The 23,321-nt window shown below is 37.7% G+C and carries 23 protein-coding genes; all 23 read left to right on the forward strand.

The window, feature by feature from the left end:
* The first annotated feature begins 12 nt into the window (after positions 1–12).
* The 23 genes from BHF70_RS00320 to BHF70_RS00430 all read left to right on the forward strand — a co-directional run bounded on the left by BHF70_RS00320 (position 13) and on the right by BHF70_RS00430 (position 23,291).
* Positions 13–1,470, forward strand: a complete 1,458-nt coding sequence (locus tag BHF70_RS00320; protein ID WP_075758392.1) for a UDP-N-acetylmuramoyl-L-alanyl-D-glutamate--2,6-diaminopimelate ligase — start codon at positions 13–15, stop codon at positions 1,468–1,470.
* Positions 1,471–1,497: 27 nt separating this feature from the next.
* Positions 1,498–2,994: a glycerol kinase GlpK gene (gene glpK / locus BHF70_RS00325; protein ID WP_075758393.1), complete on the forward strand. Its 1,497-nt coding sequence runs from the start codon at positions 1,498–1,500 to the stop codon at positions 2,992–2,994.
* Between the two features lie 13 nt (positions 2,995–3,007).
* Positions 3,008–3,883 (forward strand): shikimate dehydrogenase, encoded by an 876-nt coding sequence (gene aroE / locus BHF70_RS00330; protein WP_075758394.1) that lies wholly within the window; start codon positions 3,008–3,010, stop codon positions 3,881–3,883.
* A 116-nt stretch (positions 3,884–3,999) separates the two neighbouring features.
* Entirely contained in the window at positions 4,000–5,472 is a 1,473-nt protein-coding gene (spoIVA, locus tag BHF70_RS00335; protein ID WP_075758395.1) for a stage IV sporulation protein A, read from the forward strand.
* 81 nt (positions 5,473–5,553) lie between these two features.
* On the forward strand, positions 5,554–6,516 hold the full coding sequence (locus BHF70_RS00340) for a beta-ketoacyl-ACP synthase III (RefSeq protein ID WP_075758396.1): 963 nt from the start codon (positions 5,554–5,556) through the stop codon (positions 6,514–6,516).
* Positions 6,517–6,636: 120 nt separating this feature from the next.
* Entirely contained in the window at positions 6,637–7,440 is an 804-nt protein-coding gene (locus BHF70_RS00345; RefSeq protein ID WP_075758397.1) for a GTP pyrophosphokinase, read from the forward strand.
* 7 nt (positions 7,441–7,447) lie between these two features.
* Positions 7,448–8,809: an RsmF rRNA methyltransferase first C-terminal domain-containing protein gene (locus BHF70_RS00350; protein ID WP_075760470.1), complete on the forward strand. Its 1,362-nt coding sequence runs from the start codon at positions 7,448–7,450 to the stop codon at positions 8,807–8,809.
* Positions 8,800–9,537, forward strand: coding sequence for a pseudouridine synthase (locus BHF70_RS00355; protein ID WP_083638194.1), 738 nt, complete (start codon positions 8,800–8,802; stop codon positions 9,535–9,537). The genes BHF70_RS00350 and BHF70_RS00355 overlap by 10 nt, the downstream gene beginning before the upstream one ends.
* Entirely contained in the window at positions 9,531–10,196 is a 666-nt protein-coding gene (locus BHF70_RS00360) for an HAD family hydrolase (RefSeq protein WP_075758399.1), read from the forward strand. Before BHF70_RS00355 ends, BHF70_RS00360 begins: the two co-directional genes overlap by 7 nt.
* Positions 10,197–10,231: 35 nt before the next feature.
* Positions 10,232–10,990, forward strand: a complete 759-nt coding sequence (locus BHF70_RS00365; protein WP_075758400.1) for an SDR family NAD(P)-dependent oxidoreductase — start codon at positions 10,232–10,234, stop codon at positions 10,988–10,990.
* Between the two features lie 10 nt (positions 10,991–11,000).
* Complete coding sequence (locus BHF70_RS00370) at positions 11,001–11,969, forward strand: RluA family pseudouridine synthase (protein ID WP_075758401.1); 969 nt, start codon at positions 11,001–11,003, stop codon at positions 11,967–11,969.
* 2 nt (positions 11,970–11,971) lie between these two features.
* Positions 11,972–12,505: a Holliday junction resolvase RecU gene (locus BHF70_RS00375; protein WP_075758402.1), complete on the forward strand. Its 534-nt coding sequence runs from the start codon at positions 11,972–11,974 to the stop codon at positions 12,503–12,505.
* Between the two features lie 92 nt (positions 12,506–12,597).
* The gene (locus BHF70_RS00380; RefSeq protein ID WP_075758403.1) at positions 12,598–13,479 is read left to right on the forward strand and encodes a YicC/YloC family endoribonuclease; all 882 of its coding nucleotides are present in this window, start codon (positions 12,598–12,600) and stop codon (positions 13,477–13,479) included.
* Between the two features lie 14 nt (positions 13,480–13,493).
* Positions 13,494–14,111, forward strand: a complete 618-nt coding sequence (gene gmk / locus BHF70_RS00385) for a guanylate kinase (RefSeq protein ID WP_075758404.1) — start codon at positions 13,494–13,496, stop codon at positions 14,109–14,111.
* An 11-nt stretch (positions 14,112–14,122) separates the two neighbouring features.
* Entirely contained in the window at positions 14,123–14,362 is a 240-nt protein-coding gene (rpoZ, locus tag BHF70_RS00390) for a DNA-directed RNA polymerase subunit omega (protein WP_075758405.1), read from the forward strand.
* A gap of 81 nt (positions 14,363–14,443) precedes the next feature.
* On the forward strand, positions 14,444–15,268 hold the full coding sequence (locus tag BHF70_RS00395) for an undecaprenyl-diphosphate phosphatase (RefSeq protein ID WP_075758406.1): 825 nt from the start codon (positions 14,444–14,446) through the stop codon (positions 15,266–15,268).
* 13 nt (positions 15,269–15,281) lie between these two features.
* Positions 15,282–16,040, forward strand: a complete 759-nt coding sequence (locus tag BHF70_RS00400) for a sigma-70 domain-containing protein (protein ID WP_075758407.1) — start codon at positions 15,282–15,284, stop codon at positions 16,038–16,040.
* Between the two features lie 63 nt (positions 16,041–16,103).
* A complete protein-coding gene (locus BHF70_RS00405; RefSeq protein WP_075758408.1) occupies positions 16,104–17,114 on the forward strand; it encodes a deoxyguanosinetriphosphate triphosphohydrolase in 1,011 nt (336 codons plus the stop codon).
* Between the two features lie 88 nt (positions 17,115–17,202).
* Positions 17,203–18,975 carry a DNA primase gene (dnaG, locus tag BHF70_RS00410; RefSeq protein ID WP_075758409.1) on the forward strand — a complete coding sequence of 591 codons (1,773 nt, stop codon included), beginning with the start codon at positions 17,203–17,205 and terminating at the stop codon, positions 18,973–18,975.
* A gap of 36 nt (positions 18,976–19,011) precedes the next feature.
* Positions 19,012–20,103: an RNA polymerase sigma factor RpoD gene (gene rpoD, locus BHF70_RS00415; RefSeq protein WP_075758410.1), complete on the forward strand. Its 1,092-nt coding sequence runs from the start codon at positions 19,012–19,014 to the stop codon at positions 20,101–20,103.
* Positions 20,104–20,112: 9 nt separating this feature from the next.
* The gene (locus BHF70_RS00420; protein WP_075758411.1) at positions 20,113–20,808 is read left to right on the forward strand and encodes a tRNA (adenine(22)-N(1))-methyltransferase; all 696 of its coding nucleotides are present in this window, start codon (positions 20,113–20,115) and stop codon (positions 20,806–20,808) included.
* Complete coding sequence (locus BHF70_RS00425) at positions 20,798–21,589, forward strand: Nif3-like dinuclear metal center hexameric protein (protein WP_075758412.1); 792 nt, start codon at positions 20,798–20,800, stop codon at positions 21,587–21,589. The genes BHF70_RS00420 and BHF70_RS00425 overlap by 11 nt, the downstream gene beginning before the upstream one ends.
* Positions 21,590–21,635: 46 nt before the next feature.
* A complete protein-coding gene (locus BHF70_RS00430) occupies positions 21,636–23,291 on the forward strand; it encodes a nucleoside kinase (protein WP_075758413.1) in 1,656 nt (551 codons plus the stop codon).
* The last annotated feature ends 30 nt before the right edge of the window (positions 23,292–23,321 follow it).

Below are 23,321 nucleotides of genomic sequence, written 5' to 3' on the forward strand. Positions count from 1 at the left end.
TTGGAGGAAAAGATGAAATTAAAAGACTTATTAGAACGATCAGAATTTGAATGTATCCAGGGAGATGCAGAAATAGAAATATCTACACTGGTTTATGATTCCAGAAAAGTTGAAAAAGGAAGTGTGTTTGTATGTATTTCAGGAGCAGCTTTTGACGGACATAAATTTGTTGCACAGGTTGCTGAAAATGGTGCAGCAGCAGTGGTGGTAGAGAAAGATACAGAAATGCCGGAAGGGCTGACCGTTATTAAGGTGAAGGATACAAGACTGGCGCTGGCAGAGATGTCAGCAGCATATTTTGGATATCCTGCAGAAGAACTTACCACTATTGGAATTACAGGAACCAAAGGGAAAACAACTATTACTTATATGATTCGTTCCGTGCTGGAGCATGCAGGACAGAAAACAGGTTTGATCGGAACCATTGAGACGATTATTGGTGATGATAAGATTCCTTCTGTAAATACGACACCGGAGTCTTATGTGATTCAGGAATCATTTCGTAAGATGGCAGATGCAGGATGTAAAAATGTAGTTATGGAAGTATCTTCACAGGGACTTATGCTCCACAGAGTTGGTGGATTCACTTTTGATTATGGATTATTTACCAATCTGGCAGAAGACCATATCGGGGAAAACGAACATAAGGATATGGATGATTATATTCATTGCAAGAGCCTTCTGTTTCAGCAATGTAAACAGGGAATTGTCAATGGAGATGATGAGTATGTAGATCGTATCATCAAAGACCATACCTGTGATATTGAGACATTTGGCATGAAAGATACCAATGATGTGTATGCCCAGAATGTAAAGCGTATACAGGAACCTGGATATCTGGGAGTATCCTATGATCTGAAAGGAAAACAGGAATACAATGTTCATGTAGACATTCCGGGAGATTTTACAGTATATAATTCCCTTGCAGCGATTTCTCTTTGCCGCCATATGGGAATTGTAAAAGAGGATGTACTATCTGCATTGAATACCATTCAGGTAAAAGGAAGACTGGAGATTGTAAAAACTCCAGGAGAATATACATTAATGATTGATTATGCTCACAATGCCATGAGTCTGGAAAGTCTTTTGACAACCATTAGAAAATACAATCCAAAAAAGATTTACTGCTTATTTGGATGTGGTGGAAATCGTGCAAAAGCCAGACGTTATGAAATGGGAGAGGTTTCTTCAAATCTTGCAGATCTTACAGTGGTAACTTCCGATAATCCAAGAAATGAAGAACCAATGGATATTATCAATGACATTTTGATTGGTGTTCATAAAGGTCCGGGTGAATATGTAACTATTCCGGATCGTAAAGAAGCCATTCGATATTGTATGGAACATGCTGGAAGCGGGGACATCGTAATACTTGCAGGGAAGGGACATGAAGATTATCAGGAAATAAAAGGTGTAAAACACCATATGGATGAAAGAGATCTGATTCAGGAAATCATCGAAGGAAGATAGAATCATCTCTGCAAAGGAGAATCGTTTATGGAACACAAATATATGATGGCCCTGGATGCAGGGACAACCAGCTCCCGTTGTGTGCTGTTTAATGAAAAAGGTGAAATCTGCAGTATGGCACAACAGGAATTTACTCAGTATTTCCCAAAACCAGGATGGGTGGAACATGACCCTGTGGAAATCTGGGAAACACAAAAAAAGGTTATGATTTATGCTGTAGAAAAAATAGGGATTGAAGCAGAAGATGTGGTTGGAATTGGTATCACCAATCAGAGAGAAACAACTATTTTATGGGACAGGAATACCGGACAGCCCATTTATAATGCTATTGTATGGCAATGCAGGAGAACGTCAGGATATTGTGACCAGTTAAAAAATCAGGGATTGGAAGAAATGATTCAGAGAAAAACAGGACTTCCGATCGATGCGTATTTTTCAGGTACGAAGATTAAATGGATTCTTGATCATGTAGAAGGTGCAAGAGAGAAGGCTCAAAAGGGAGATATTCTGTTCGGAACCGTAGAAACATGGTTAATATGGAATTTAACTGGTGGAAAAGTTCATGTAACGGATTATACTAATGCGGCAAGAACTATGATTTTTAATATCAATGATCTGTGCTGGGATGAGGAAATTCTGAAGATTTTGGATATTCCCAAAGAAATTCTCCCTGAAGTTGTTTCGTGCAGTGAAATTTATGGATATCTGGATAAAGATATTATGAGTTGTGAAATTCCTATTGCCGGTGCAGCCGGAGATCAACAGGCCGCTTTGTTTGGTCAGACCTGCTTTGAACCAGGAGAAGCAAAGAATACATATGGGACAGGATGTTTTATGCTGATGAATACAGGGAAAATGCCTGTAAATTCCAAGAACGGGCTGATAACAACCATTGCCTGTGGAATGGATGGAAAAATTGATTATGCATTGGAAGGCTCAATATTTGTGGCAGGAGCAGCGATTCAGTGGCTGCGAGATGAATTAGGATTATTTGAGAAGGCATCTGAAAGTGAAGCCATGGCAGTATCTGTACCGGATACCAATGGATGTTATGTGGTTCCGGCTTTTACAGGACTTGGAGCTCCATATTGGGATCAGTATGCCAGAGGAAGCATTCAGGGATTGACCAGAGGAGTTAACAAAAAACATATCGTTAGAGCAACTTTGGAAGCTCTGGCATATCAGACGCTGGATGTATTGAAGGCTATGGAAGAAGACAGTGGAATCCATCTTGAATCATTAAAAGTTGATGGAGGAGCTTGTGCCAATAACTTTTTAATGCAGTTTCAGTCAGATATGATCAATGCTCCGGTACATCGACCTGAATGTGTGGAGACAACAGCAATGGGAGCTGCCTATCTGGCAGGTCTTGCAGTAGGATACTGGAAAGATAAAGATGAAATTAAAAAGAACTGGAAATTAGATCAGATCTTTCAACCGGATATGGAAGATACAATACGCAGCGAGAAACTTACTGGATGGCAGAAAGCTGTTAAGAGAAGTTTAGGCTGGGAAAAAGAATAGGAGAATTAGCATAATGGAAGCGAGAATTACAGGAACAACAAAGTTATACGGATTAATCGGGTCGCCAGTAGGACATTCAGGATCACCGGCAATGCAAAATTATGGTTTTCAGGCATGTGATGTGGATGGAGCATACCTTGCATTTGATATTAAAGAAGATCAGGTGCCTGAATTTGTAAAAACCATGCGTTTATTAAATATACAGGGATGTAATGTAACAATGCCATGTAAAACAGCAGCAGCGCAGAATATGGATGAATTATCACCGGCATCTGAACTGATCGGAGCAGTTAACACTATTGTGAATCGTGATGGAAAACTGTATGGACATATTACAGATGGTGAAGGATTTGTTGCCAATTTAAAAGACCATGGTGTAGAAGTAAAAGATAAAAATATCGTGATCTTTGGTGCAGGTGGAGCAGCAACAGCCATTCAGGTACAATGTGCACTGGATGGAGCAGCATCAATTACAATTTTTAATCCTAGAGATCCGTTCTTCGAAAGAGCAGAAAAAATGGTTGAAAAGATTATGGCAAAAGTTCCGGAGTGTCAGGTAGAATTGTATGATCTGGATGCGAAAGATATTATGCGTGAGAAAATTGATGCAGCAGATATTCTGGTTAATGGAACTCTTCTTGGAATGAAACCGAAAGAAGATACAACAGTTATCATGGATACAAGTCTGTTTCATGAAGGACTGGTAGTAGCAGATGTTGTTTATAATCCGAAAGAAACAAGGCTGTTAAGAGAAGCTAAAGAACATGGATGTATCACAGTTCCAGGGAATGGAATGCTTTTATGGCAGGGAGTTGCATCTTTTAAACTGTTTACCGGAAAAGAAATGCCGGTGGAAGAAGTGAAGGCTAAATTTTTCAGTGAAGTATAAAGGATAAAGACAAAAGGGATTTGTTTCTGTGAAAATTGGAACAGGTCCTTTTTGCATAAAGGGAATATTTTCAAAAATCCTGCATATACTGTAACAGTCTATCCAAGGAGGATATTATGGATCAGTTTAATGTATATAAGGATATGAAAGCAAGAACCAATGGGGAAATGTATATTGGCGTTGTCGGACCTGTTCGAACGGGAAAAAGTACATTTATCAAACGGTTTATGAATCTGATGGTACTTCCGAATATGGAAAATGAAAATGAGAGAAATCGTGCAAATGATGAATTGCCACAGTCTTCCAGCGGTAAAACCATAATGACCACAGAACCTAAATTTGTGCCCAATGAAGCAGTTTCTATTAAAGTTGAGGATGAAATAGAATTAAGTGTTCGTCTGATTGATTGTGTTGGCTATATGGTGGATGGAGCTACAGGACATATGGAAGGGGAGGAAGAACGTTTGGTAAAGACTCCGTGGTTTGATTATGAAATTCCCTTTACCAAAGCAGCTGCCATAGGAACCAGAAAAGTTATTACGGAACATTCAACCATAGGTGTAGTAGTCACATGTGATGGATCTTTTGGGGATATACCGGCCAGGCAGTATGAGGAACCGGAAGAGGAAACTGTCTCTCAGCTTAAAAATCTAAAAAAACCCTTTGTAGTATTATTAAATACGGTACATCCATATTCAGAGGAAACTATTGCGCTGGCAAAGGAAAAAGAAGAAAAATATCAGGCGAAGGTAATTCCGTTAAATCTGGAACAGCTGAAAAAGGAAGATATATATTTGATTTTAAAAAGCATTCTGATGGAATTTCCAATTTCCTATATTGGATTTTATGTTCCAAAATGGACAGAAACTTTATCAAAAAGTCATCCTGTGAAAAGGGAATTGTTAGAGACTGCTGCAGAAATCATGAAAGAAAAATCCACTATGAAAGATGTTTATGAGAAAATGACTCCGGAAAATCAGTACATAAAGGCATGGAAACTGGATTCGGTTGCCATGGATACCGGAAAAGTAACAGTACAGGTGACAATAGACGATAAATATTATTACGACTTCCTAAGTGAAACCATCGGATTTCCAATTAAAAACGAGTATGAATTCATTAGGATTATGAGAGAGCTGGCGAGAAAGAAAAAGGAATATGAGGAAGTAGGGGAAGCATTAAATGCTGTAAAACAAAGGGGATATGGAGTTGTAACTCCTACAAAAGAAGATATTACATTAGAAGAACCTAAGATTGTGAAACATGGAAATAAATATGGAGTAAAGATTAAAGCCAGTGCACCTTCTATTCATATGATTCGTGCAAATATTTCCACCGAGCTTGCGCCTATTGTAGGAGAAGAATATCAGGCAAAAGATTTAATGGAATATATTGAAAAAGGATCAGGAGAGCCTGGAGAAAGTATGTGGGATGTGAATATTTTTGGTAAAACACTGGAGCAGCTGGTCGGAGACGGTATGCAGGCAAAAGCTTTGAAAATGACTGATGAAAGTCAGCAAAAGCTCCAGGAAACCATGGAAAAAATTATTAATGAAAGTAATGGCGGATTAGTTTGTATCATCATCTGAGATACATTGACAAATGGAGAAAAAAAGAATATACTTTGATAGACAAAGTAATTTAAAATCAAAAGAATAAATGGAGTTATTATGGCTGTTAAAATATTAGGAACAGGAAGTTTCCTTCCGGAGAGAAATGTAACCAATGATGATCTTGCGAAGGTGATGGATACCAGTGATGAATGGATTTCGTCAAGAACGGGTATTAGATCAAGACATATTTCTGTAGAGGATACAACATCTTCTATGGCAGTAAAAGCTGCCAGGATTGCATTAGAGGATGCAGGAATTTCTCCAGAAGAGCTGGATCATATTTTTGTAGCTACTTTATCTGGAGATCATGCTACACCAAGTACATCCTGTCAGGTTCAGAAGGGAATTGAAGCTGTAAATGCAGTTTGTATGGATATTAATGCAGCATGTTCAGGATTTATTTTCGGACTTCAGACAGCTATGGCATATGCCAAGGCAGGGATGGGTAAGAAAATGATGGTCATTGGTGTGGAAACACTTTCAAAACTTATGGACTGGAATGATCGGAGCACTTGTGTTCTGTTTGGTGATGGCGCCGGATGTGCTATTGTTGAAGCTGATCCTGAAAGAGAAATTTTTATTGAAGCAGGATCTAATGGCAGTATGGGAGATGTACTGACTTGTGGTGAAAGAAAGCTGAATAACCTTCTTGTGAAAGATGATAGTCCTTTAGAGCAGGTTTCCATGAATGGTCAGGAAGTGTTTAAATTTGCAGTGAAGAAAATTCCGGCAAGTATAAATAAAGTCTTGGAGACAGCGGGAATATCCAAAGACGAAATTAAATATTATGTTCTTCATCAGGCAAATCGCAGAATTATTGAATCTGCGTCAAAACGATTGAAAGAACCAATTGAGAAGTTCCCGATGAATCTGGATCACTGTGCAAATACTTCTTCAGCAACAGTGCCTATTCTTTTGGATGAGATGAATAGAAAAGGTATGCTGCAACCAGGAGACAAGATCGTGCTCTGTGGTTTCGGAGGAGGATTAACCTGGGGAGCAGTATATCTGGAGTGGTAACAAAAGATTAAACTCATAAGATGGGATAAGGAATAGTCAGCTTTATGTAATATCAACGAAAGTTGGCTATTTTTCTATGCAAAAATATGTTATAATAGAATGATAAACAGGAGGTTATACATGGAAATACAATTGTGGAGAGAAATGCTTAGCCCATACGAGTTGGCGGTAGATGAACTGGTTTTGAAATTTCACCATATCATTGCAGAATACCGGCAAGCGGGAAGGTATTCGCCTATTGAACAGGTGGATGGAAGAGTGAAGACCATATCAAGTATTCTGGATAAGATGCAGCGAAAAAAAATCAATGTTAACCACATAGAGACGGAGTTGGAAGATATTGCAGGAGTACGCCTTACTTGTCAGTTTGTGGAAGATATCGAGAAAGTTGTTGAGATTATCGAGAATCGTTCAGATATGGAGATTAAAAGCCATAAAGACTATATTTCCCATTCGAAAGATAGCGGATATAGAAGCTATCATCTGATTATTTATTATGAAGTTAATACCATTTATGGCAAAAAACGTCTGCAGGCAGAGATACAGATCAGAACTCTTGCCATGAATTTCTGGGCAACAGTGGAACATTCCCTGCAGTATAAATACAAAGGAAATATTCCCGATCATGTAACAGAAAAGCTGCTTCGTGCATCAAACGCAATTGTTATGCTGGATCGTGAAATGTCTTCTGTTCGTGATGAGATAATGGATGCGCAGAATTCATTTCGAAAGAAGGCCAATGTTGTATCTGAGATCCTTCATACGATGCAGAATCTGTACAAGGTTGCAAATAAGCATGAAGTAATTAAAATACAGGATGAATTTTATAAAATCTACGAGACAGGAGATATGGAAAGCCTGGAGCATTTTAACAAACAGCTGGATATTATAGCAGAGGGTTATCGTGCACAGAGTATTTCATAAAAGAAATATGGAATTACCAATTGAATTTGAAAAAAAAATGAAAGGTCTTTTAAAGGAAGACTTTGCGGAATATGAGAGACATTTAGATGATCCGGCATACTATGGAATCAGAGTAAACACTTTGAAAATTTCAGTGGAAGAATTCTTAAAGATTTGTCCGTTTCATGTTACAAAAGTTCCATGGACCGAAAACGGATTTTATGTTGACAGAGAAGAAAAACCTTCTAAGCATCCGTTTTATCATGCAGGACTTTATTACATCCAGGAACCTAGTGCCATGACACCGGCGGCTTATCTGCCGGTGAATCCAGGGGACAGGGTCCTGGATTTGTGTGCTGCACCGGGAGGCAAATCAACAGAACTGGGAGCGAAGCTTAAAGGAGAAGGTCTTCTTGTATCAAATGATGTGAGCATTTCAAGAACAAAAGCATTAATTCGAAATATTGAAATGTTTGGGATCCGAAATAGTATAGTTCTTTGTACAGAAGCAAAATATATGGTACCGTCACTGACAGGATTTTTTGATAAGATTCTGGTGGATGCTCCATGCTCTGGAGAGGGAATGTTTCGAAAGGGCAATAATGAAATCAAAAACTGGGAGCAAAAGGGAAGTGAACCTTATGCCAGATTACAAAGAGAAATTGTTGATGATGCCATAAAGCTTTTAAAGCCAGGCGGGATGATGTTATATTCCACCTGCACTTTTTCTCCGGAAGAAAACGAACAGGTAATAGAATATTTACTTGAAAAAAATGAGGATTTATCATTGGTTCCAATGAAAATGTGTGAAGGATTTGATCAGGGACATCCTGAATGGACGTTGACAGGAAGAGAGGATATTAAGAATTGTATCAGACTCTGGCCTCATAAGATTAAAGGAGAAGGTCATTTTCTGGCATTACTTATGAAAGCCCCAGGTCAGGAACCGGAATTCACATATGAACGTATTCGAAAACCAAAACTTACAGATGAAACAAAGAAATTTTTTAAACAATGTAAGATGGATATAGACTGGAATCATGTGAGAGAGCATCAGGGGAAACTTTTTTATCTGAAAGAAGATATTCCTGAACTTTCCAAGGTCCGTATTTTAAGAAAAGGATTATTTCTGGGAGAAATGAAGAAAGGCAGATTTGAGCCAAGTCAGTCATTTGCAGTTGCTCTTCGCCCGGAAGAATATCCGGCGTATATATCTTTTGAAGAAAATGATGAGCAGACAATAAAATATTTAAAATGTGAGACTCTGGATGTTGATACCAGCTCTGAAGGAATTCATCTGATTGGAACAGGACAGTTTCCTTTAGGTTGGGGTAAGATAAAAAAAGGAAGAATGAAAAATAAGTACGCATCCAGTTGGAGATGGTTATAATGGGAAAACAGGTACGTTTGGATAAATATCTGTGCAGCTGTCTGGATATTACCAGAAAAGAAGCTAAGGAATTCCTGAAAAAAGGGAAAGTACAGGTTAAGGATCAGATTATAAAAAAACCTGAATATAAAATACAGCCGGAGACAGAGCAGGTTTTACTTGATGGGAAGAAATTATCCTATGAAGAGTTTCATTATCTGATGCTTCATAAACCGGCAGGAGTGGTTTCTGCTACTAAAGACCGGCAGGATTCAACAGTTTTGGATCTGATTAGTGAATCTTATAAAAATAAACTGTTTCCTGTGGGAAGACTAGATAAAGATACAGAAGGATTGTTATTACTGACGGATGATGGAGAATTGGCTCATAATCTGCTTTCACCCAAAAAGCATGTGAAAAAAGTCTATTTTGCCAGAGTTTCCGGGTGTATAGATAAAAAAACTGTGGAGCTGTTTTCAAATGGGATATCCATAGGAAATGGTGAAGTGGCAAAACCGGCGGAACTTAAGATAATTGAGGCAAATGAAAAGGAATCTCTGATTTTAATAACCATAACAGAAGGAAAGTATCATCAGGTAAAGAGAATGGTAAAATCTGCCGGAAGCGAGGTTTTATACCTGAAACGTTTGTCTATGGGAAAACTCGTATTGGATGAGAATCTATCATTGGGAGAATACAGAACATTAACATCGGAAGAAATCAGACAGTTAAAGGAGCATACATGTTAACAGATAAAAAAGCAGTAATATTTGATCTGGATGGAACGTTAGTTGATTCCATGTGGATCTGGAAAGAAATTGATATCCGTTTTCTCGGAAAATATGGAATGACTGTTCCGGAAGGATTAAATGATGCACTGGAAGGATTTAGTTTTCGTGAAACGGCAGTATATTTTAAAGAACACTTTCCATTACCACTTTCTATTGAAGAAATCATGGATACATGGAATCAAATGGCATCTCAGATGTATATACATGAAATTCCTTTAAAAGATGGAGCCCGTGAATTTATTTCCATGTTGAAACAACAGAAATATTCTTTGGGAATTGCAACCAGTAATTCAAGAGAACTGACAAAAGCATGTCTGAAAGCAAATGGTATTATGGATGCCTTTGATTATATCTGTACATCCAATGAGGTTCCCAAGGGAAAGCCGGAGCCCGATGTCTATCTCCATGCGGCAAGGAACCTTAATGTAGAACCAGAACAGGTGCTGGTGTTCGAAGATATTCCTTATGGACTGATGGCGGGTAACCGGGCCAATATGACTACCTGTGCAGTAAAGGATCCTTATTCAGAACGGGTGATGGAACAAAAACTGCAGCTGGCAGATTATTACATAGAATCCTATTATGATGTTCTCAATGGGACATATCAGAAATTATGATTACAGGCAGATTTCAGTGATATGAGGAAAGTAAGATGAAAAAAATTGCAATTGTGACAGGTGCATCTTCCGGTATGGGCAGAGAATTTATTTTGCAGATTGTAAAAAAATATCCGGTACTTGAAGAAATATGGGTTATTGCACGAAGAGAAGATAGATTAATTGCTCTGAAAGAGCAGATAAAGGATGTTGAAATACGTCCTTTTGTTTTTGATTTAAGAAACAATGATAGTTTTGAAAAATTAAAAGTGACTCTACAAAAAGAAAAACCAAGGGTCGGTATTTTAGCAAATAGTTCAGGAATAGGAATCTCAGGAAATTTTGAGACTTTGTCAGAAGAGGAAATAGTTAATATGATAGAGCTTAATTGTACTGCACTGTCCAGAATGACATATATGGTACTTCCCTATATGGAAAAGGGAGCACATATTTTTCAATTTGCTTCATCAGCAGCTTTCTGTCCTCAGCCGGGATTTTCAATATATGCGGCAACAAAAGCTTATGTATTAAGCTTTACCATGGCACTTCGCCAGGAAGTGGCTGCTAGAGGTATCAAAGTAACAGCTATTTGCCCGGGACCTGTAAAAACAGAATTTTTTGAAACGGCATATCAGCATCAGGAAATGAAATTTTACAAAAAATTTGTTATGGCAGATTCAAAAAAAGTTGTAAAAAAAGCATTAGAGGATGGAAAGCGGAATAAAGCGGTTTCCGTTTATGGATTTACTATGAAAGTAATGAGAATCCTTTGTGCGATTCTGCCCGAAGAACTGATTATAAAATTTATTGGTTAGAAGGAACTATATGAGAGAAATACATGTGACATCAAAAGAGGAGGGACAGCGTCTGGATAAGATGCTGGGGAAATATTTAAACCAGGCTCCTAAAAGCTTTTTATATAAAATGCTTAGAAAAAAGAATATAAAATTAAATGGTAAAAAGGCTTCAGGCAACGAAAAGCTGGTCAATGGAGATCTGATACAGATTTATCTGGCTGAAGATACTATTATAAATTTTCAAAAGGAAGTTAAAGTTCAGAAGCAGACATTATCTCTGGATGTGCTTTATGAAGATCAGAATGTAATATTTATTAATAAACCATGGGGTGTTTTATCCCAGAAATCCAAAGCATCAGATGTTTCTATCAATGAACAGATTGCTCCCTATGCATTGGAGAAAGGCCTGATCACAAAACAGGATTTACAGATGGTAACACCGTCAATCTGTAACCGGCTGGACCGAAATACCACGGGAATTATTATCGGCGGGATTTCTCTGGAGGGATTGCAGACAATGGCGCATATGTTAAAAGAACGAACGATTGATAAATATTATCTTTGTATCGTAAAAGGGAGAATCGATCAGTCCAGAAAAGTATCGGGATTTCTTGTAAAAAATCATAAAAATAATAAGGTTATGGTTTCAGGGAAAAAAGGAGCAGATGGCGTTGAAATTGAAACATTTTATGAACCGGTTTTAACAAAAGATGAGTGTACATTGCTTCGTGTTAAACTGATTACCGGAAAAACTCATCAGATCAGGGCACATCTTGCCAGTACTGGACATCCCCTTTTGGGAGATTTTAAATATGGTCATAAATCATGGAATCAGTGGGCAAAAGATAAATATGGAATTACAAGTCAGCTGTTGCACTGCAGTGAATTGAAATTTCCTGATCAGATGGATGGATGTAGAAATCTTCAGGGAAAAATAATTAAAGCTCCTCTGCCGGAAATGTTTTGTAAAATTAAAAAAGATTTATTTGGGAGATAATTATGGGAAGCTGGAATGTAAAAGGGTTGAGAGGTTCTGTTCTGGAAGAACTTATTAATTATACCAATGAAAAATACAGACAACAGAAACTGGCTCTGGTCCAGAAAATTCCAACATCTATTAAGCCGGTTCGTTTTGATAAGACAAAAAGGCAAATAACACTTGCATATTTTGATCAGAAGAGCACTGTGGATTATATAGGTGTAGTACAGGGAATTCCCATCTGTTTTGATGCTAAAGAATGTGCATCAGATGTTTTTCCGCTTCAAAATATTCACGAGCATCAGATTGATTTTATGAAACAATTTCAAGAGCAGGGCGGAATCAGTTTCCTTCTGATTTATTTTACCAATCGACATGCCTGTTATTTTCTTTCTTTTGAAGAGATGATGACCTATTGGAATCGTGGAAAAAAGGGAGGTCCCAAACATTTCAAGTATGAAGAACTGGATATAGGTTTTTTTGTTCCGCTGAAAAAAGGGATGATTCTTCATTATCTGGAATGTCTTCAAAAGGTATTGCAGACAAATGATTGACGAAAAGTCTATATTTGCGTATAATAAAATTCACTGACAAAATTTATAATCCGGAAACCCGGATAGATTACATATAGAAGAAGGATAGATGTATGATAAAGAGTATGACAGGGTTTGGACATGGAGAAATGTCCAATACCAATAATCAAAAAGTCACGGTTGAAATGAAATCAGTAAATCATAGATATTGTGATCTGTCTTTAAAACTTCCAAAAAAATTCTCAATGTTTGAAGCAAAGATTCGAAACATTATGAAAGAATATGTCAGCAGAGGAAAGATTGATATCTATGTATCCTTTGAGGATTTATCTGAAACAGGAGTCGGACTTTACTATAACAAGGAAATGGCTCGTGAATATATGGAAGTTTTTCAGAAAATGAAAGAAGAATTTCAAATAGAAATGGATATTACCGCTTCCAGTCTGGCAAGATTTCCAGAAGTTGTTACAATTGAAGAGAAACAACAGGATGAGGAAGTGTGGTGGGCGCTGATTGAAGGTGCATTACGCCAGGCAGCAGAAAATTTTGTAGAGACAAGAACTGCAGAGGGATCTAATTTAAAAGCAGATCTTCTTGGAAAATTAAAACAGATGGAAGAGGACGTTTTGTTTATTGAAAAACGTTCACCGGACATTATCAGGGAATATCGTGTAAAACTGGAAGAAAAAGTGAAAGATTTTCTGGAGGATTCTGGTATAGAAGAAAGCAGAATTGCTGCGGAGGTAACATTATATGCTGATAAGATTGCAGTAGATGAAGAGATTGTCAGACTGCAGAGTCATATTCGCTCCATGAGAGATGTTCTGGATTCAGATGAAAGTATTGGACGAAAACTTGATTTCATGGCCCAGGAAATGAATCGTGAGGCAAATACAATCCTGTCAAAATCAAGTGATGTTGCATTATCTGAGCATGCAATCGAGTTAAAGACCAATGTGGAAAAAGTCAGAGAGCAGATTCAGAATATAGAATAAGAAGGGATATGAAGATGGGAAAAAGAGGTTCATTGCTGGTAATTTCCGGATTTTCAGGTGTTGGAAAGGGAACAGTAGCAAAAAAGCTGGTTGATAAGTATGGATACAGTCTGTCTATTTCTGCTACAACACGAAGCCCTCGCATTGGAGAAGAGAACGGAAGAGAATATTTTTTTAAGACAGAGGCAGAATTTAAGAATCTTATTGATTATAATGGATTTATAGAGTATGCTAGATATGTTGATAATTATTATGGGACACCTCGTAAATTTGTAGAAGAGGAACTTAAAGCGGGACATAATGTCATTCTTGAGATTGAGGTTCAGGGAGCATTTAATATAAAAAATCAGTATAAAGATGCACTTTTGATTTTTATTACAGCTCCAAGTGCAGCAGCCATTAAAGAACGGTTAGTTGGAAGAGGAACAGAATCTGAGGAAATCATACAGAAAAGACTGAATCGTGCAAAAGAAGAATCCGAAGATATGTCAAAATATGACTATATAGTCGTTAATGATGATTTAGAGGAATGTGTTGACCGGGTTCATGCAATCGTTCAGGCAAAGGAATGTCTGCTTGCAAATAATCTTGAGTTTATTGAAGAAACAAAAAAAGGATTAAATGAATTATAGGAGGAATGATTATGTTACATCCATCATATACAGAATTAATGAAAGTTATCAATGGGGACAGTGAAGATGAAAAGGTTATTTCCAGCCGTTATTCTGTTGTACTTGCAAGTGCAAAACGTGCTAGACAGATTATTGCAGGAGATATGCCACTGGTTGAAGATGCAGATGAAGAAAAACCATTATCGACAGCTGTAGAAGAATTAAGACAGGAAAAAGTCAAAATTCTTGGAGATGACGACGCAGAAGAATAGAACATAGGACAAAGGGTGGTTAGGTTTTCCTAAGCACCCTTGTTTCCACTTTGAAGATTATTACATCTAAGGGAGAAGAATATGGACATTTTATTATTAGTAAAAACAATCATACTTGGTATTGTGGAAGGAATTACAGAGTGGCTTCCAATCAGCAGTACCGGACACTTGATTCTTGCAGATGAATTTATCAAATTGAACATGTCTGCAGAGTTTATGGAGATGTTTAATGTGGTCATTCAGCTTGGGGCTATTATGGCTGTTGTGGTTTTGTATTTTCATAAATTGAATCCTTTTTCACCTAGCAAAAGTCGTACAGAAAAAGGAGAAACCATGATTTTATGGTCAAAGGTTATTTTGGCTGTCCTTCCTGCAGCAGTAATAGGTATTCCTTTGGATGACTGGCTGGATGAACATCTTTATAACCCTCCGGTTGTTGCAGCGATGCTGATTATTTATGGTATTTTGTTTATTGTGATTGAAAACAGAAATCGAAAGAACAGGCGCAGACCGATGAATGATCTTGGCAGACTTAGTTATCCAATGGCTCTGGCCATCGGAGTTTTTCAGGTATTATCACTGATTCCTGGAACATCAAGATCAGGTGCAACTATTCTTGGAGGAATATTGATTGGATGCTCCAGAACAGTTGCAGCGGAATTTTCATTTTTCCTGGGAATACCAGTTATGTTTGGTGCAAGTTTTATAAAAATACTGAAATTCGGATTGAATTTTACAAGTATGGAAGCGATTGTTTTAATAACAGGAATGGCAGTATCGTTCATTGTGTCTGTTATTGCAATTAAATTCTTACTTGGCTATATTAAAAATAATGATTTTAAAGCTTTCGGGGTATACAGAATTATTCTTGGTATTCTTGTGATTGCTTATTTTGCATTAGCATAAAGGGAGATAGTTCATGGATAAAAATGCATTTTTAAAAGGAATGGAAGAAATGTTGGCGGTTGCAAAAACCAATGGCAACCAGATTACAAAAGAGGAACTGATTACATATTTTAGTGATTATTCACTGGATGAAGAAGCGCAGAAACTTTTATTTGACAGTTATGTAGAGGCAGGCATTCGAGTGATTGGTTATGAAGGAACATCCGGGAATTCTGAGAATGAAGAAGCGGAGGAAGAAAGTGCCGCCATTCATTTTTATGAAGAGGAACTGAGAAATATGGATCTTCCAGGTGAAGAAGAACAGAAAGCAATGCTTCAGGCATGGTTTCAGGGAGAAGATAATGGAGATATGGTGATTTCCTGTCTGCTTCCTGCTGTAGTTGAAATTGCTAAAAACCATAGAGGGAAGGGAGTCTTATTTGCTGATTTGATTCAAGAGGGAAATATCGGGCTTCTTGAAGCTATGGCTGCTTATCGTGGTAATGATGAAGAAGGATTTCTCCGTCATGCCAGAAAGGCAATTGAGGATTCCATATTGGATGCTATTGCACTGCAAAGAGGTTCAGATAGTGTAAGCCAGCAGATGGCATTAAAAGCCAATCGGCTGGATGAAGCATCCACTCATTTGTCAAAAGAGTTAGGAAGAGAACCCAAGGCAGAGGAACTGGCTGATTATTTATCCATGACAGTGGAAGAGATTAAGGACATAATGAAAATATCATTAGATGCACTTTCTGTAATGGAAACAGATATTACACCAGATGTGAGATAATTCTCGATTTTAAGGATTCAAAATGCCAGGTGGTGTATGCTATATAGTCAGGAGGGTCCGTGTATGAATATCAGAGAAAAGCAGGAACAGTCTGAAAAAGATTTTTTAAGTGTCTATGCGACATTAAGTATAAATACAAAAGGAAGAAAAAGGCCTGAGGTGGAGTGTGAGATCCGGACATGTTTTCAGCGAGACCGGGATCGGATACTGCATTGTAAGGCTTTTCGCCGTTTAAAAGATAAAACACAGGTTTTTCTATCACCGAAAGGTGACCATTACAGGACAAGACTGACTCATACACTGGAAGTTTCACAGAATGCCAGAACTATTGCCTGTGCCCTTAACTTAAATGAAGTGCTGACAGAAGCTATTGCACTGGGGCATGATCTGGGACATACACCTTTTGGTCATGCAGGGGAACGTGTATTAAATGACATGCATCCAATGGGATTCAAACATAGTATGCAAAGTGTGCGGATAGCTCAGTATCTGGAAAAAAACGGGAAGGGGCTGAATCTTACATGGGAAGTGCTGGATGGTATGGAAAATCATTCAACCGCCAGCAATCCGTCTACTTTAGAAGGAAAAATTGTACGCCTTGCAGATAAGATAGCCTATATCAATCATGATGTGGATGATGCTATTAGAGCAAAAGTAATTACAGAAGAGGATCTCCCTATGGAATACACAGATATTCTGGGTCATACGGTCAGGGAACGAATGAATACTATGATTCTTGATATTGTCAATGAAAGTGAAGGCAGGAATGATATTATCATGTCAGAAAAAGTACATAATGCCATGTTTGGTCTGAGAAGATTTATGTTTGAAAACGTTTATCAGGATCCGGCAACAAAGAGGGAAGAACAAAAGGTTTCACATATTATCGAGCCATTATATGAATATTTTCTCTTTCACATTGAAAAACTTCCAGAATATAATCTTTTAAGAATTGAAAATGAGGGAGAGACAAAAGAACAGGCAGTATGTGATTATATAGCCGGAATGACGGATCATTTTGCAATAGAAACATACAAAGAGATTTTTATTCCAAAATTCTGGATAGGAAAATAGAAATTCATATTTTTATGTAAAATAAAAAGGAAACAGAGAAAATATGTAGAATAATATATATGGAGAGAACTTTTAAGGAGGGACAAATGTGATTTATGGAGAAGATATTATTGAAGAGGTGCGAAGCCGCAATGACATCGTAGATCTTATCTCTTCATATGTATCGTTAAAGAAAAAGGGCAGCTCTTATTTTGGCTTGTGTCCTTTTCACAATGAAAAGTCTCCTTCTTTTTCTGTGAGCAGGGACAAGCAGATGTATTACTGTTTTGGATGTGGAGCCGGAGGAAACATTTATACGTTTCTGATGGAATATGAAAATTTCTCATTTCCAGAGGCTGTCAGATTTCTGGCAGACCGTGCAGGTATGGAACTGCCAGAGGAAGAATTAGATGATGAAGCTAAAAAACAGATGGATGAAAAAGCAAGATTAAGGGAAATGAATAAGCTTGCAGCCAATTATTTCTATTATCTGCTTCATCAGAAGCGGGGAGAAAAGGGACTTGAATATTTGAAGAAACGTGGCATTACAGAAGAGACTATTCGACGATTTGGACTTGGGTATGCAGATATTTATAACGATGATCTGTATCGTTTCTTAAAAAGCAAGGGATATAGTGATGAGGAGTTAAAAGATTCTGCACTGGTAAATATTGATGAACAGCGGGGAGGAAGTGATAAATTCTGGAACCGGGTCATGTTTCCGATTGTGGATGTCAATAACCGTGTGATAGGCTTTGGAGGAAGAGTTATGGGCGATGGAACACCTAAGTACCTAAACTCCAAAGAAACAAAACTCTTTGATAAAAGCCGAAATCTTTATGGATTAAATTTCGCAAGAAGTTCCAGGAAGAATGAAATTATTCTTTGTGAAGGATATATGGATGTGATATCCATGCATCAGGCAGGGTTTACCAATGCGGTAGCAGCATTGGGAACAGCATTTACCAGTGGACATGGAACACTTCTTCGCAGATATACGGAAAATGTCATTTTATCTTTTGATAGTGATGAAGCCGGTCAGAGGGCAATTCTAAGGGCGATTCCTATTTTGAAAGATGCTGGACTGACAGTGAAGGTGTTGGATTTAACTCCATATAAGGATCCGGATGAATTTATTAAAGAGCTGGGCGCTGAGGCTCTGGAAGAGCGAATCAGGAAAGCTGTAAGCAGTTTTATGTTTCAGGTAAAAGTTCTTTCAAAAAAATATAATCAGGATGATCCGGAAGAGAAAACAAAGTTTCAGCATGAAGCAGCCAAGCTTCTGGCAGTAATTGAAGAACCGCTGGAGCGAAAGAATTATATTGATGCAGTTTCCCGTGAATACTATATGGCACAGAAAGAATTTTCTGATTTGGTCAATTATTATGGAACCAGTGGCTATGTACAAAGACAGGAAGTGCAAAAGAAAGAAAATGAAGAAAAAAGTATCCGAAGAGAGGATATCAGAGAGAGTAAAAAGAAACAACCGCAAAAGCTTTTGCTTACATGGCTGGTCAATGAACCAATTCTGTTTGAAAAGCTTCGGGGACTCATAGGTCCGGATGATTTTTATGATCCAATTTATCATGGTGCCGCACTGATGCTTTTTTCACAATATGAAGAAGAGAGGAAAGTAATTCCTGCGAAGATCATGAATCAGTATACGGATCCTGAGGATCAGAATAAAATAGCAGAGCTGTTTAATACTAAATTAAAAATGGAACCTTCGCCGGAAGATAATGATAAAGCACTGACAGATATCGTTCGACGGGTCAAAGAAGACAGCATCGAACAACAGATGAATTCAACCAGCGATATTTTGAAATGGCAGGAGCTGATTAAGGAAAAAGGCAGATTGTCAAAATTGCATATTTCATTATAGGTTGGTTAAAATAGGAGAGAGAAGAAAGGACGAATTATGGAAGGTACAATGGAACAATTCAGTGAAAAACTGGCTGGATTAGTAGAATTAGGAAAAAAGAATAAGAATTTTCTGGAGTATGCACAGATTGAGACATATTTTAAGGATATGAAGCTTACTTCTGATATGATGGAGGCTATTTATGATTATCTGGAGCAGAATGGAATCGATGTGCTGACTCTGGCAGCGGTAGAAGATACTGACGATGATCTGGAAGATAACTTAGATGATGAAACAGAAATCGCTGTGCCTGATGGAATCAGTATTGAAGATCCGGTACGTATGTATCTGAAAGAAATTGGAAAGGTACCTCTTTTAAGTGCAGATGAAGAAATTGAGCTTGCGAAACGTATGGAAGAAGGAGATGAAGCTGCTAAGAAAAAACTGGCAGAAGCAAACCTTCGACTGGTGGTCAGTATTGCAAAACGTTATGTAGGACGTGGTATGCTGTTTCTTGATCTGATTCAGGAAGGAAACCTGGGACTTATTAAAGCTGTTGAAAAATTTGATTATCGAAAAGGGTATAAATTCAGTACCTATGCAACATGGTGGATTCGTCAGGCAATCACAAGAGCGATTGCCGATCAGGCAAGAACCATTCGAATTCCTGTGCATATGGTGGAAACAATCAACAAATTAATTCGTGTATCCAGACAGCTGCTTCAGGAGCTGGGAAGAGAACCATCTCCAGAGGAAATTGCAGAAGAAATGGATATTCCGGTTGACAGGGTTCGGGAAATCCTGAAAATTTCTCAGGAACCGGTTTCTCTGGAAACTCCAATTGGAGAAGAGGAAGACAGTCATCTTGGAGATTTTATTCAGGATGAAAATGTACCAGTACCTGCAGACGCAGCTGCTTTTACTCTCTTAAAAGAACAGTTGGATGAAGTTTTGGGTACTCTTACTGAAAGAGAACAGAAAGTTCTTCGTCTTCGTTTTGGATTAGATGACAGCAGAGCACGTACTTTGGAAGAAGTCGGTAAAGAATTTAATGTAACAAGAGAGCGTATTCGTCAGATCGAGGCGAAGGCATTAAGAAAATTAAGACATCCAAGCCGTAGCAGAAAATTGAAAGATTATTTGGATTAAGGTGTAGAAATGGAATTATCAAACCGTTTAAAAACGATTGCTTCTTTTGTAACAGAAGGTTATTGTGCAGCAGATATTGGAACGGATCATGGATACATACCAATTTATTTGACGGAGATGGGACATTGTCCAAAGGCATATGCTATGGATGTGAATCAGGAGCCGTTAAATCGCGCAAAACAACATATTGCAGAGAGTACTGCAGTAGATAAAGTTACCTGCATTCTTTCTGATGGATTGGATCAACTTCCTATAGGGGAAGTTGATTCTGTTGTAATCACAGGTATGGGTGGAGATCTCGTGGTTCGTATTCTGGAACAGGATTTAGATAAGCTTGATTCGGTGAAAGAGCTTATTCTTTCTCCTCAGTCTCATCTTGAAAAAGTAAGGCATTTTCTTCATGATCATAACTTTCGCATTTTAGAAGAAGAGATGCTTTGTGAAGATGGAAAATATTATATGATCATGAGAGCTGTTCATGGACATGAAGAGTATAAAAAAGAATGTTTTTATTTGTTTGGCCAGAATCTGATTCTAGACAAACATCCAGTACTTTTGGAATACCTGGATCTGGAATATCAGAAATATGAAAAAATATGTGCAACATTAACCGATGAATCAAAGGAACATATAAAAATCAGAAAAAAAGAAGTTAAAACCATGCTTTGTAATATAAGGGAGGCATTGGGATATTATGAAATGTAGAGATGTGGTAGAATTTCTGGAGAGGGAAGTGCCTTTAGATGGAGCAGAAAGCTGGGATAATCCGGGATTTCTTGTGGGAGATATGGAACAGGAAGTAAGGAAAATTCTTGTAGTCTTAGATATAACCAATGAAGTGGTGGAAATGGCTGTAAAAGAAAATGTTGATTTTATTCTTGCACACCATCCGGTAATATTTTCCAAAATTCAAAAATGTACCAGTGATGATTTCCTCCAGAAGAAATTGCTAACACTGATTCGCAATGATATTTGCTGTTATGGAATGCATACCAATTATGATGTTTACAGAATGTGTGATGCTGTAGGAAGACGACTTTGTCTTACTGCAGATGCACCAGTGGAAATTTCATCTAATCCTGCATTGGCATCAGATAATAAAGGAATTGGTTTTATTAGTACATTTAAAGAAAAAAAATCATTACAGGAATTTGCAAAAAAAGTGAAAAATGATTTTGGACTTGATTCAGTTATGATTTATGGAGATCCACAGCAGCAAATAGAGAAAGTTGCAGTTGTTCCAGGTTCTGGAAAAAGTCTAATGAAAGAGGCAATGGAAAAAGAGGCCGATGTACTTGTTACAGGAGATTTTGGACATCATGAAGGATTAGATGCTGTTGATATGGGATTGACAGTTATCGATGCGGGACATTATGGACTGGAACAGGTTTTTATTGATGATATGGAAGAGCTTTTAAAGAAAAAACTTCCGGAATGTGAAATAATTTCTTTGAAAGCAGGAAGTCCGTTTAAAGTTATAATATAAACACGCAAAAAGAAAGTCAAAGACATTCTAAAAAGGGGTGATGTTTATGATACATGTTACAGTCAATCAGACAGTCTATCAGGTAGAGCAGGGGACTACGCTGGCTCAATTGGCAAAGGTCGTTCAAAAACCAGAAGAGTCTGAAATTTTACTGGCCTATGCAGATGGAAAGTTAAAAGAGCTGTTTTATCCGCTGGTAAAAGATAGTTATGTCAGATTTGTAACATTGGAGGAACAGGCTGGATATATGACCTATAAGAGAACAGCAATGTTTATGTTTTTAAAAGCATGTGAAGATGTTCTTGGAAAGGGTGCAGCAGATGATATTGCCATTAATTATTCCATAGGGAACAGTACTTTTTGTGAGTTTTTAATGGATGGAGTGACGGTAGATAAAGAACTGGCAGATAAAATTCAAAGACGAATGCAGGAATTATATAAGGCAGATCTTTCTATTGAAAAGAAATCCGTTGACACATCTCAGGCAAGGAAGTATTTTGCCCAAGCCGGTTTAAGGGAAAAGCAGAGACTGTTTCGTTTTAGAAGAGAATCCAGGACCAATATTTATTCCTTAGATGGATATGATAACTATTTTTACGGATATATGGCACCTTCTACAGGCTATATCGGAACGTTTCTTGTGTCTTCATATCAGGATGGAATGGTACTTCAGACACCGAAGCGTCATCAAACAGAAGAAATTGCCCGTTTTTATCCTCAGCCTAAATTATTTCGTGTTATGCAGAGATCCCGTGAATGGTGTAAGACTTTAGGTGTTGATACGGTTGGTGCATTAAATGAAGTAATTACAGAAGGTAAGACCAGTCATTTGATTCTTCTTCAGGAAGGATTACAGGAAAAACTGCTATCAGATATTGCAGATAAAATTGTCCAGCAGAAAAAACGAATTGTATTAATTGCCGGTCCATCTTCTTCCGGCAAGACCACTTTTTCTCACAGACTATCGATTCAGCTGGAAATTGCAGGAAAACATCCCCACCCCATTGCTTTGGATGATTATTTTTATGATCGTGAAAAATCTCCAAAAGATGAAAAAGGAAATTATAATTTTGAAACTATAGCATCTCTGGATGTGGAATTGTTTTCAGAACATATAAATCGCTTGCTGAATGGAGAAAAAATATCCATGCCAACATATAACTTTATTACCGGAAAGCGTGAATACAGAGGAAATCAACTGCAGATCGGATCAGATGATATTCTGGTAATCGAAGGAATCCATGGATTAAATGGTATTCTTTCTGCCAATATTCCTGAAGAAAATAAATACAAAATTTATGTAAGTGCATTAAGCCAGATAAACCTGGATGAGCACAATCGTATTCCAAGTTCTGATGGAAGGCTTCTTCGGAGGATTGTAAGAGATGCCATGCGCCGTGGGAATGATGCAAGAGACACCATTGCCCGTTGGGATTCTGTTAGAAAAGGGGAAGAAGATAATATTTTTCCTTATCAGGAAGAAGCGGATATTATGTTTAATTCTGCACAGATTTATGAGCTTGCAGTGTTAAAACAATATGCAGAGCCTTTGTTATTTGCTGTGCCACAGGATTGTCCGGAGTATCAGGAAGCCAAGAGGCTGTTGAATTTTCTGGATTATTTTATGAATATTAAAAGCGAGGATATCCCAAAAAGCTCTCTTTTGCGGGAGTTTATTGGTGGAAGCTGTTTTGAAACTTAACTTGCACTAAATGACAAGGTATGTTATGAT

The organism is Anaerostipes sp. 494a, assembly GCF_001940315.1.
Taxonomy (GTDB): domain Bacteria; phylum Bacillota; class Clostridia; order Lachnospirales; family Lachnospiraceae; genus Anaerostipes; species Anaerostipes faecalis.

Bases quoted from the DNA above. Each gene is read 5' to 3' on its own strand.
- spoIVA (WP_075758395.1), top strand. From the start codon at position 4,000: ATGGATCAGTTTAATGTATATAAGGATATGAAAGCAAGAACCAATGGG.
- gmk (WP_075758404.1), top strand. From the start codon at position 13,494: ATGGGAAAAAGAGGTTCATTGCTGGTAATTTCCGGATTTTCAGGTGTT.
- BHF70_RS00355 (WP_083638194.1), top strand. From the start codon at position 8,800: ATGGTTATAATGGGAAAACAGGTACGTTTGGATAAATATCTGTGCAGC.
- rpoZ (WP_075758405.1), top strand. From the start codon at position 14,123: ATGTTACATCCATCATATACAGAATTAATGAAAGTTATCAATGGGGAC.
- BHF70_RS00365 (WP_075758400.1), top strand. From the start codon at position 10,232: ATGAAAAAAATTGCAATTGTGACAGGTGCATCTTCCGGTATGGGCAGA.
- BHF70_RS00350 (WP_075760470.1), top strand. From the start codon at position 7,448: ATGGAATTACCAATTGAATTTGAAAAAAAAATGAAAGGTCTTTTAAAG.
- glpK (WP_075758393.1), top strand. From the start codon at position 1,498: ATGGAACACAAATATATGATGGCCCTGGATGCAGGGACAACCAGCTCC.
- BHF70_RS00375 (WP_075758402.1), top strand. From the start codon at position 11,972: ATGGGAAGCTGGAATGTAAAAGGGTTGAGAGGTTCTGTTCTGGAAGAA.
- BHF70_RS00345 (WP_075758397.1), top strand. From the start codon at position 6,637: ATGGAAATACAATTGTGGAGAGAAATGCTTAGCCCATACGAGTTGGCG.
- BHF70_RS00405 (WP_075758408.1), top strand. From the start codon at position 16,104: ATGAATATCAGAGAAAAGCAGGAACAGTCTGAAAAAGATTTTTTAAGT.
- BHF70_RS00320 (WP_075758392.1), top strand. From the start codon at position 13: ATGAAATTAAAAGACTTATTAGAACGATCAGAATTTGAATGTATCCAG.
- rpoD (WP_075758410.1), top strand. From the start codon at position 19,012: ATGGAAGGTACAATGGAACAATTCAGTGAAAAACTGGCTGGATTAGTA.
- BHF70_RS00380 (WP_075758403.1), top strand. From the start codon at position 12,598: ATGATAAAGAGTATGACAGGGTTTGGACATGGAGAAATGTCCAATACC.
- BHF70_RS00395 (WP_075758406.1), top strand. From the start codon at position 14,444: ATGGACATTTTATTATTAGTAAAAACAATCATACTTGGTATTGTGGAA.
- BHF70_RS00430 (WP_075758413.1), top strand. From the start codon at position 21,636: ATGATACATGTTACAGTCAATCAGACAGTCTATCAGGTAGAGCAGGGG.
- BHF70_RS00400 (WP_075758407.1), top strand. From the start codon at position 15,282: ATGGATAAAAATGCATTTTTAAAAGGAATGGAAGAAATGTTGGCGGTT.
- BHF70_RS00370 (WP_075758401.1), top strand. From the start codon at position 11,001: ATGAGAGAAATACATGTGACATCAAAAGAGGAGGGACAGCGTCTGGAT.
- aroE (WP_075758394.1), top strand. From the start codon at position 3,008: ATGGAAGCGAGAATTACAGGAACAACAAAGTTATACGGATTAATCGGG.
- BHF70_RS00340 (WP_075758396.1), top strand. From the start codon at position 5,554: ATGGCTGTTAAAATATTAGGAACAGGAAGTTTCCTTCCGGAGAGAAAT.
- BHF70_RS00425 (WP_075758412.1), top strand. From the start codon at position 20,798: ATGAAATGTAGAGATGTGGTAGAATTTCTGGAGAGGGAAGTGCCTTTA.
- BHF70_RS00360 (WP_075758399.1), top strand. From the start codon at position 9,531: ATGTTAACAGATAAAAAAGCAGTAATATTTGATCTGGATGGAACGTTA.
- BHF70_RS00420 (WP_075758411.1), top strand. From the start codon at position 20,113: ATGGAATTATCAAACCGTTTAAAAACGATTGCTTCTTTTGTAACAGAA.